This is a genomic window from Vibrio sp. 10N.261.51.C6, assembly GCF_041471785.1.
Taxonomy (GTDB): Bacteria; Pseudomonadota; Gammaproteobacteria; order Enterobacterales; family Vibrionaceae; genus Vibrio; species Vibrio crassostreae_C.
The window spans coordinates 1-10,510 of the sequence record NZ_JBFRPB010000036.1 but is presented as its reverse complement, the minus strand read 5'-3'; the positions used below and the strand labels follow the sequence as shown (position 1 = coordinate 10,510).

Annotated in this window: 7 protein-coding genes and 1 pseudogene; 3 read left to right on the top strand and 5 right to left on the bottom strand. The window is 44.8% G+C overall.

Going from position 1 to position 10,510, the window contains the following annotated elements; all coding sequences use genetic code 11:
* A pseudogene (locus tag AB4375_RS09980) lies at positions 1-470 on the top strand (hypothetical protein); the annotation flags it as partial.
* Positions 471-472: 2 nt separating this feature from the next.
* Positions 473-2,152, top strand: a complete 1,680-nt coding sequence (locus AB4375_RS09975; protein ID WP_372051475.1) for a BatD family protein — start codon at positions 473-475, stop codon at positions 2,150-2,152.
* 69 nt (positions 2,153-2,221) lie between these two features.
* Here the strand turns inward: AB4375_RS09975 and AB4375_RS09970 are convergent, their stop codons facing one another.
* From AB4375_RS09970 to AB4375_RS09950, 5 genes are all read right to left on the bottom strand, one after another.
* Positions 2,222-4,366, bottom strand: coding sequence for a GGDEF domain-containing protein (locus AB4375_RS09970; protein ID WP_017064257.1), 2,145 nt, complete (start codon positions 4,364-4,366; stop codon positions 2,222-2,224).
* A 336-nt stretch (positions 4,367-4,702) separates the two neighbouring features.
* Positions 4,703-5,452 carry a phosphate ABC transporter ATP-binding protein PstB gene (pstB, locus tag AB4375_RS09965; protein ID WP_004737715.1) on the bottom strand — a complete coding sequence of 250 codons (750 nt, stop codon included), beginning with the start codon at positions 5,450-5,452 and terminating at the stop codon, positions 4,703-4,705.
* Between the two features lie 90 nt (positions 5,453-5,542).
* The gene (pstA, locus tag AB4375_RS09960) at positions 5,543-6,406 is read right to left on the bottom strand and encodes a phosphate ABC transporter permease PstA (protein ID WP_017064256.1); all 864 of its coding nucleotides are present in this window, start codon (positions 6,404-6,406) and stop codon (positions 5,543-5,545) included.
* 15 nt (positions 6,407-6,421) lie between these two features.
* Positions 6,422-7,351, bottom strand: coding sequence for a phosphate ABC transporter permease subunit PstC (pstC, locus tag AB4375_RS09955; protein ID WP_372051474.1), 930 nt, complete (start codon positions 7,349-7,351; stop codon positions 6,422-6,424).
* 111 nt (positions 7,352-7,462) lie between these two features.
* Positions 7,463-8,284, bottom strand: coding sequence for a phosphate ABC transporter substrate-binding protein (locus AB4375_RS09950; protein WP_017064254.1), 822 nt, complete (start codon positions 8,282-8,284; stop codon positions 7,463-7,465).
* Positions 8,285-8,764: 480 nt separating this feature from the next.
* Between AB4375_RS09950 and AB4375_RS09945 the strand changes: the two genes are divergently transcribed.
* Complete coding sequence (locus tag AB4375_RS09945) at positions 8,765-10,408, top strand: methyl-accepting chemotaxis protein (protein WP_372051473.1); 1,644 nt, start codon at positions 8,765-8,767, stop codon at positions 10,406-10,408.
* Positions 10,409-10,510: the final 102 nt, after the last annotated feature.

Here is a 10,510-nt window from a genome sequence, read left to right as displayed (position 1 = left end):
AAGGTCAGCAAGGTCAGCAAAATGATTCTTCGCAAAGCTCTCAGGATCAACAACAAAGCTCCGCTGACAATGGCAAGTCGCAAGATCAAAGCAGTAACCAAGATCAACGCGGTAGCCAAGACCAAAACTCATCTCAAGGCCAACCTGAAAATCACTCTGACTCTGAAAAGTCTAAACAAGACGACAAGCAAGCCACGCAACAAAGTAACAGTGATCAGCCGAAACAGAGTGACCAAGAAGGCGCTACACCTCAAAGTGCTAGCGCACAACAAGCTTCAAAAGAAGATGGTGAGCAAAGTAGTCAGCAAGCTGTAGCACAAACCTCAGATCAACCTCTGTCGAGCGACCCTGACATGCGAAAACTTGAGCAAGTAGAAAGCGCCCGTGACCCGAGCCAACTGCTTAAAGCGCAAATGATTTTACAAGCACGACAAAAAAGTGCTCCTAACAACCAGAACAAAAAGTGGTAACCATGCGATTTTTAAACAAGCCATTTTTATCCGTACTCCTAACATTGTTGTTGGGAGCTTTCTCGTCCTTCTCAGTATTGGCTGCAAACGCCGTGGCGAGCGTTTCACATAACAGTGTCACCAAAGATGAAGTGTTCCTTCTTAGAGTTGCAACCGATGAAAAGGTCTCCTCTGATGCTCTAGATCTAACAGCGCTCCAGCAGGACTTCTATGTCGGTACACCAAGCTTTGGCTCGTCGATGCGAATCGTCAATGGCAGCCGTTCGGTGTCAAGCGAGTGGAACATCACCCTTGCTCCACTGCGTTTGGGTAAGTTGCAAATCCCGAGTTTTGATATTGAAGGGGCAAAAACCAAGCCTATCACCATCAATGTTGCAATTAACAAAGCCGCTCCAACTCAACATGATATGGCAGAGTTCCAGCTTAACCTCAGCAAGAACTCGCTGTACCCAGAAGAAGTGGCTGAGCTTGATGTAAAACTCATCATCAAAGCTGACCCAAGAAGGCTGCAAGATCCTAAAATAGCGCCACCGAGCTCGCCGGGCTTAGATGTGGAACCTATTGGGGAATCGAAGCAATTTCAAGACGTTCTCAATGGACAAGAGGTGACGGTAGTTCAACAGTCTTTCCGTATCTCTTCACAAAAAGCAGGTCAATTTAAGCTGAACGGGCCGAAGCTAACAGGAGCTGTTGTCTACTCAACCAATAACTCTAGTACAACACGTTTGTTCCAACTCGACACACCCGTTGAAACCTTAGATGTAACTGTGAAGGACGTACCAAAAGGCTACCAAGGTGAGTGGTTACCAACATCAAACTTCAAACTGATTCAACAATGGTCCGATAGCCAAGGCAATCAACTGGGAAATAGTAATGGTTTAGAAGGCGACAACCAAACCATTGAAATGGAAGCGGGTGATTCGTTAACTCGTACCATCACGATGACGGCTAGCAACTTAACGCAACACCAGCTGCCAAAACTGAATATCACCTACCCTAATTCGGTACGTGTTTATGAAGAGAAGCCGCAATTTGGCACAACTCAGTCAGGTGATTCTGTCGTTGTTTACAAGCAAGTCTTGATTCCGAAAGAGGCAGGAAACATCTCGCTTCCTGATGTGTCTCAAGCTTGGTTTAACACCGATTTGCAATCAGAACAAACCAGCAAAGCGCAGGGGCTAGAGTTAGCGGTAAAAGCAAGTGATCGCGCAGCGTCAAGCACTCCACCAGTTACTGCTACGCCCGCCCAACAAGTAAGCCCGACGGTTGTTACTGTGGATAGCCCTGGGATCTGGCCTTATCTCACCGCCCTATTTGCAGCTTTGTGGCTAATCAGCTCAGCATTGGCATTCTACTTCTGGTCACGCCGCGGCGTAACGACAAAACCAACACACACTGTTGAACGTCAATCAGATACCGCAGAAGCGCTTATTGAAGCTCTAAGAACGAAAGATGGCGTGATGACCAGAACCTTATTTGAGCAATGGAAATCTGAAAATACAGATCTAAGTGATGAAACGTTACAAACCGTTGAAGCCGAACTCACCAAGCTAAACCAAAGCCTTTATGGTGAAGCCGGTTCACCAGCCCAAACATGGAGCCCTGAGCTGGCAATCAAAACGGTGAAGAAGCCCAAGAGAGTTGCGAGTAAAAAGCATAATAGTTCGCTAGAAAATCTTTAGTCGACGCTGTTCATCAACAACAGTAAAACACAAAGGCCGTTGATCATCTTGAGATCAACGGCCTTTATTTTAAGAAAGAGAGGCTGTGACTTTTTTACGTTTTAAGGCAGAAACGATTCGATTTCTCCCAGAGTCTTTGGCTTGATACAAGGCTTTATCTGCCTTGCCATAAAGTAGGTCGAAGTCAAACTGGTGCTGATCAGAAGTTATCGAGGCATAGCCAACGGATGCCGTTAAATATGGGCTGGTACTACTTTCACAATGGAGGATTTTTGCCTCTTCAATGCATTTTCTAATCGACTCTGCACGTTGCTTTGTCTCTGAGTGATTCGTGCCAATCATCAACAACATAAACTCCTCACCACCAATCCGGCAGAAGGTTTCTTTATCATTGTGAACATGGGCATTCAGTATCTCACCTACCGTCCTCAGAGCCGCATCCCCTTCAGTATGACCATAGACACTGTTGTACAAACCAAAGTGGTCGAGGTCGACAAGAATCAAGCCAAATGTAATTTCGTTCTGTAAGGCAAAGGCACCTTGATCGTCACCGTTCAAGTCTTCTAGAACCTGCGACAACATACGGCGGTTTCCAAGGCGCGTAAGAGGATCTAGCTTAGAAATGATATCCAATTGCTCATTCGCCAACTCTAGCTCTTGGGTACGCTTACTGACTTCTTGCTCCAATGTTTCATTGAGCTTTTTCAGTTCTTCTTGAGCCATGGTTCTTTGCAGCACCTCAGCAAGGCTCGAAGCAAAGATACGTATTACCTCACGAAGCTGTGAGGTTAAAGGACTGCGAGTTAATAGGTTATCAGCAGCGATAAACGCAATCGGCTCACCCGTATTGGTGGTGAGCATGGTCATTGCCGTCCAACCGACTCCGACAATATTGAAGTCGTGATAAATAGGGACTGATTCTTCAAACGCCACTTGATTAGGGCAAGCACGAGCTGCGGCTACGATGTCACGTTCCACCAGCTCAGAGCGATAATAGGACTCATCGACAATATCGCCTTTGATGTCAGTGCCCCAAGTACCTTGCATGTAACTGCACTTTTTGTCTGTTAGGAAAACAGCCAGTCGATCGATACCTAGATGTTGAATCGCAAAACTAACCGCGGACTTACAGACTTCACTGACGCTATCGCATCGAGACAGCTCAACCATACTCGAGTGCAACATACGTATGTTCTGCTCTTGGCGCTTGCGAATATAGATTTGAGAAAGCAAAGAGCCAAAAGACTCAAGCATCTGCTTTTGATAGTTAGTAATCGGTGAGCGATGAATGTAGTTATCCATGGCGATCCAGCCGACAGGTTTGTCGCCTTCACGCAAGATAAGCATGCCATTCCACCCCTGCCCGACCACCTTACCTTCTGTATACAGGGGCGCATTATCGATGATGACTAGATTAGTATGGTTATCAGACAGCGCTTCAATGTATTCCGCTTCAAGTTGGTGCAAATCGTATTGAGTGTGGTGTTCACTGTTGGTTTTACCCGCTTCGTCAGTGCCATAAGTGCCGCTGAAACAACGCTTTTTCATATCAAGCAACATGAAGATCGCACGATCAAACCCTAACCTGTCTCGCACAGCCTCAACCGATGCTTTATACAAAGCATCGAGTGACTCAGGGTTAGAAAGCTCAAGCGCGACCTGATGAACCAGCTTCATGTTCTCTACAAACAGCTCACGTAACTTTATCTCATCTAAGTATTGAGCTTCACGTGTGTCTCTGTGTTTGATTTCTAGCGCCGCGTTCTTTTCGGCACGAATACATTGCCAACGGGCAGCCGCGAGCTGTAACACATCAAGATCTTGGTCAAAGGTTTGATTAACCTTCTCAGCATTGCAATTTTGAACAATTAAATAAGTTCTGGAGGCAGGTGCGTTGTCGAGCATCATGATAAACGACTCCCCACCAAGCACTTTCATGTGTTCCCACTTGCAGGTGTTGATAGCCATTGGCAAAACCCCGTCTGCGGTATCAAACTGTGAGACCCACGGCCAAAATGTAGAGGGGTAGCTCGCCAATGAGGTTAGGTCGCCATAAGAAAAAAGCGGTAATGCGTCGCTCTCCGGCGTCGGTTCAGCAAATATTCCTATCCCTTTTGGAGTAAGTACCTTAACCAGATAGTCAAAAAGAGACTCAGCCAACAGACGATGGTCGCGTGTCGCAGATATTTGTTTTGCAAAGGCTTTAACAGGCACAGCTTCCTTCCATTGGCGATTAAGAATAAAGCAAAAATACAGAAGGCTTGATATGCAATCAATGTAAGTGAAAATGAGATGTTAAGCGGGTCGCAGTTTCACCTTTAACATTATCACAAGCATGAGAAGGACGACAAAAATGGGATTCTCTGCCCAAAATCACATCGACATTGGGGATTTTTTAGACACATAAAAAAGCCCCACCTATAGTGGGGCAAAACTTCCATCGCTTATAGTTATAGTGATAATTCTGTTGTTCTATTCGATTATCTAACCTGCGTTTCAGTTAGTGTGTAAAGGTATCTAATCGCTTAAATACCACACGTAAATCGTCGATTAACCGAAGTCACCGTTTACGTAACCTTTAGTACGATCATCTTTTGGTTCACTGAAGATAACGCTGGTTTCGTTATGCTCTACAAGCTCTCCCATTAGGAAGAAAGCCGTGCGGTCTGAGATACGACGCGCTTGCTGCATTGAGTGCGTTACGATAACGATAGTGAAGTCTTTCTTCAGATCTTCCATCAATTCTTCAATCTTGTGTGTCGCGATTGGGTCTAGAGCCGATGTTGGTTCATCCATCAGGATTACATCTGGTTCCATTGCAATGGTACGTGCGATACATAGACGCTGTTGTTGACCACCAGACAGACCAAATGCATGCGCTTTAAGACGGTCTTTTACTTCATCCCACAGTGCAGCACTGCGTAGCGAGCGCTCAACCACTTCATCGATGTGTTTTTTGTCTTTGATACCTTGAGCACGTAGGCCGTATGCCACGTTCTCGTAGATGCTCATTGGGAACGGGTTTGGCTTTTGGAATACCATGCCTACGCGGATACGTAGGTCAGCGACATCGATATTACCGTAGATGTCAGTGCCATCCATATCCAGCTTACCCTTAATCGTAACGCCTTCAATTAGGTCATTCATGCGGTTCAAACAACGCAATAGTGTTGATTTACCACAGCCAGACGGGCCAATCAGAGCAGTAACCTGGCGAGTTGGAATTGGCAGGTTGATAGATTTAAGCGCTTGGTTGTCGCCGTAAAACAGATCTAGGTTCTCAATATCAAATTTATTCATGTTCGTAATCTCTAAATTCTTAAATTCGTGTCTAACTTGATGCTTTCTTTATCACGGGGGCTCGCTTTATTTATGAGCCAGCTAATGAGCTTAGTAAGTTGCCGTGTTGAAGCGTCTCGCAATCAGTTTTGTAACCATGTTGATCAAGAGAACCAGTACGATTAGGACTGTCGCCGTGCCGTAGGCTTGGTTCCACTCATCGATAGTAAATAGCTCTGTTGTCAGCTTATATAGGTGAACCGTTAGTGTACGGCCAGAATCGAATACCGACTCAGGAACACGTGCCACCATACCTGCTGTTAAAAATACAGGTGCTGATTCGCCAATTACACGACCAATACTAAGAATGACCGAAGTTAAGATACCTGGCATTGCGCTTGGTAAGATCAAACGCCAGATAGTGTAGATTTTTGAAGCACCAAGGCCGTATGAGCCTTCGCGGTAAGTTTGTGGCACTGCCATCAATGCTTCTTCTGTAGTACGAATGATTACAGGAAGAATCAGGATACTTAGCGTTAGTGCACCCGACAGAATCGAGAAGCCAAGACCAAGAATCGAAACAAAGAAGGTCATACCGAACAGACCAAAGATGATCGATGGGATACCAGCTAACGACTCAGTACAGAATCGAATCACTTTCACCAATCGGCTACCTACTTTCGCATATTCAGTTAAGTATATCGCCGTCATGATGCCCAGTGGCGCGGCTACCGCAATCGATGCGATTACCATGTAGATCGTGGCAATGATCATTGGGAAAATACCACGTTCTTCACCAGTACGAGTGTAATCGTCAGTGATGAAGTTCCAATCTACGTATTGCAGACCGTTCGATAGGATGTACCAAATAATCCAGAATAAGAAACCAACGGTTACAGCTGCAGCTGCCCAGATAAAACCTTTTAGGATGTTATCTTTGGTTTGACGTGCTTGTTTTAGTTTTACGCGATCCATATTACTTATCCTCGCCTACTTCGCTTTTTCACGGTTAAGATAAAGTAGAGCACCATTTAACATCATGATGAACACTAGAAGTACAACACCTGTTGCGTACAGTGCGTTAGCGTGAACGCCACTTGCGTAAGACATTTCAATTGCAATGTTTGCTGTTAGCGTACGAGCAGAGTCCAAAATGCCTTCTGGCATTGCTGGCGCGTTACCCATAACCATGATGATTGCCATCGTTTCGCCAAGTGCGCGGCCGATACCCAAAATCACACCAGTCATAATGCCTGAACGTGCAGCAGGAACGAGTAGCTTAAAAATCGTGTAGATTTTCGAAGCACCCAGTGCAAGTGAACCTTCTTTGTATGTACGAGGTACCGCACGAATCGAAGTTTCAGAAACCGTGATAACGGTAGGAAGAATCATGATACCCAGAACAATGATACCCGCCAGGATAGTGTTACCCGCTGGTACTTGGAAAACGTTTTGAATCATTGGAACGATAATTACTAGACCGAAGAAGCCGTAAACTACCGACGGGATACCCGCTAGAAGCTCAACTGCTGGTCGAATAATATCTGCAAGACGCTTTGGAGCAATCTCAGCAATAAAAATAGCGGTTAATACACCAACTGGCACACCAACAACTACAGCTCCAAGTGTCGAAACAATCGATGCAACAATCATGGTTGCAACACCGAATAGAGCTGGAGGTAACCAGTCAACACCCAGAACGATGCCAGAAACACCGGCCTCTTGGAATGCAGGGATACTCTCTGCAACGATAAAGTAAGCGATAACGGCTAGTGATACGATGCCGATTACAGCACTCGATAAGAACAAGCAGTGGAAGATTCTTTCTCTCCAGTCGATGCGCTTCTTAGCACGTAGACTTGGCTTGTTGATTTGAGTCGCTTCAGTATTCATAAGCTTTTCACTATTTGCGATGGTCATATATAAAATCTCAAACTTTGTGGCTCAATAAGAGCTCGAAATAAACAAAGTTGAAAGAAAAGGCTCAGCCTAAAGCAGGCTGAGCAATAATTAAGATTGAGTCAGTTAAGATTAGTTAACTGTGATGTAGCCTTTCTTACCAGCGATAGCTTGAGCTTCATCTGCAACCATCCAATCTAGGAATTGTTGAGTTTCAGCTGTTGGAGCGCCTGCTTTGTAAAGAACTAGGAATGGACGAGCAACTTTGTAAGAACCGTTCTTAACGTTGTCTACAGTCGCAGCAGCGCCGTCGATAGTTAGAGCTTGAACAGATTCGTCAACTGTACCTAGAGAGATAAAGCCGATAGCGTATGGGTTGCTTGCTACAGAAACTTTAAGTGCGCCGTTACCGTTTGCAACTTGTGCACGTTGAGAGATAGCCGATACTTTCTTATCGCCAATCTTCTTCTTAAGCTTCATGATGTCTTCGAATGCACCACGTGTACCTGATGCAGTATCACGAGTGATTGCTACGATTGGCTTGTCAGCACCGCCAACATCTTTCCAGTTAGTGATGTCGCCTTTGTAGATTGAAGTGATTTGCTCAGCAGTAAGAGCAGATACTTCGTTGTTCGGGTTAACAACAACTGCGATACCGTCACGAGCGATAACTAGCTCTTTCAGGTCAGCTGTTTTCTCTTCTTCTTTTAGGTCACGAGAAGAGATACCAAGGTCAGCACTTCCATTTTTTGCTGCTTTGATGCCTGCAGAAGAACCTGGTGCTTGAATTTCGATGAACACTGGTTCGCCTTTATTCATGTAGGTTTCTGCAAAAACTTCAACCAGTGGAGAAGCACTGTTAGAGCCAACTACAGAGATAGTTTCTTTAGCTGAAGCTGTATTCACTGTTAGAGCGCCTAGTAGTGCGATTGCACCGATAACTGTCTTTTTCATCACAAATTTCCTTTAGTGGCGTTATTGCCGTAATGTTTTGCTTGAACGAGGCCTACTTTAGAATCCGAATGTGACAGTTGTGTTTCACTTAATTGAAGCCTATATGACAACTACAAATTAATGGCTAATTTCTCTCCTACTCGATGAATTGATAGTCTCGCCCCCATCAGATGCAGTTAGTGAATGCAGGTCTCACCATCGTTTGAGCACCAAAAAGCTAGATTTCCTTCCCTATTTATATCGAATACTAACCAATATATTTCTCTATTTATCAATCAAGTAGCCCTAACACGATGGATAAAAAGATCCACCTTTATCGCCATTTAGAACAATAAACAACCATCTATATCAAATACCTATCGCATATAACGAAATCAAAGCCTTTACTGATTGAATTGTCAGTCTCATTAGTTAGAATCGCCAACTAATTCTAATAATAATAATTCTCATCTTTTTATTTTATTCAAAGAAGGACATTACATGCGCCAACTTCTCAGTGGCCTATCAATCAAAATACAAATTCTTATACCCGTACTATTTTCCGTTGTCTTACTTTTAGCCGGTGTCATTATCGGTGGTGAAAAACTAGAAAGTGCATTCAAAGATGTGTCAGTAGCAACCGACCAGTTAATCTTACATAAAGAAGAACTTAGCGAAATCGTCGACAACAGCTATGGCATGCGCATCAAAGCGATTTACAGTCTATTCAATGCTGATGACGTAAAAACATTGGTTGAAACACTAAACCAAAAACGCGATCAGAATACTCGCCTACTGAATTCATTAGACACAGTGCCAGGCATGCAAGATGAAGTGGCCGCGATGAACAAAGCGATGAATCACTATGTCGATTTTTCTCGTACCACCATGCTTCCGCTATTAAGAGCGAAACACGGCGATGCATCACTATCTTCAGATTTTGAAAACCGCTACCAGATCGCAATCGACCAATACCGACATGCGGGTAATGAAATGGTGCAAGCGATCAATACTCTGTCTAAAAAGCTGAACTTGCTTGCCACTCAAGAGGTCGACATCAACGGCCAGCAACACGCTAGCACGCTGACTACTGCGACCATTGCACTGTTGGTGATCCTGTCTGTAGCTCTAATTATCAGTTGGACGCTGGCTGGTATCATTGTTAAGCCGATCAGCAACATTCAAGAAACGATGCGGGAAGTAGCAAAAGGTAACCTGCTAGTAAAAGCAGAAGAGCATGGCGACAACGAAATATCTCGCCTTGCCCAAGACGTAAACAAATCCGTTGAGCAATTGCGCGACACCGTAAGTTCACTGTCTCGAATCAGTATCGAAGTGGCTTCTGCGTCGACAGAGTTAGCGGCTGTAATGACGCAATCCAGCGTTAACTCAGACCAAGAGAAACAAGAAGTAGAACAAGTTGCTTCTGCTGTAAACCAACTAGAAAGCACAGCAGCACACGTTAATGAGAACGCAGTACAAGCCGACTCAGCGTCTAAGCAAGCTGACGAAATGGCGACACACAGCATGAGCTTGTTTAATGAAAGCAACAAAGCTAACGAACAGATGGCGATTCAGCTAAGCGAAGCTGCAAATGTTGTGGGCACGCTAAAAGAGCACTCTGAACAGATTGGTAAAGTGATTGAGGTAATTCAAAGTATCTCTGAACAAACTAACCTGCTGGCGCTTAACGCAGCAATCGAAGCCGCTCGTGCAGGTGAAAGCGGTCGTGGTTTCGCAGTGGTTGCTGATGAAGTTCGAATGCTAGCGGCACGCACACAAGATTCAACCAAAGAGATCCAAACCATCATAGAAGGTTTGCAGGTTCAATCCGGTAACGCGAATGAAAGCATGAGCAGCTCATTATCTATGCTGGAACACAACCAAACTCTTGCAGGTGAAGTAAGCGCGGCGCTTTCAGGCATTGCTAACTCGGTAACGGACATGACTGAGATTAACACTCAGGTTGCCTCTGCCGCCGAAGAGCAAAGCCAAGTAACCTCAGACATCAACCGTAACATCTCAAACATCTACAGCCTAGTAAGCCAAAACGTTACCGGCATTACTCAAGCCGCTGCAGCAAGCCACGAGCTTTCTAACCTAGCAGAACAACAGAAGCAGCAGTTGGATTACTTTAAGGTATAGGCTTCAAGGTACGAAGTTCAAGGCAAACAGATTCAGGCTGTATGCTCTTTAGAACTCGCCGATAAACAAAAAGCCAGCCATCATGAAGTGACCCCGTAAAGT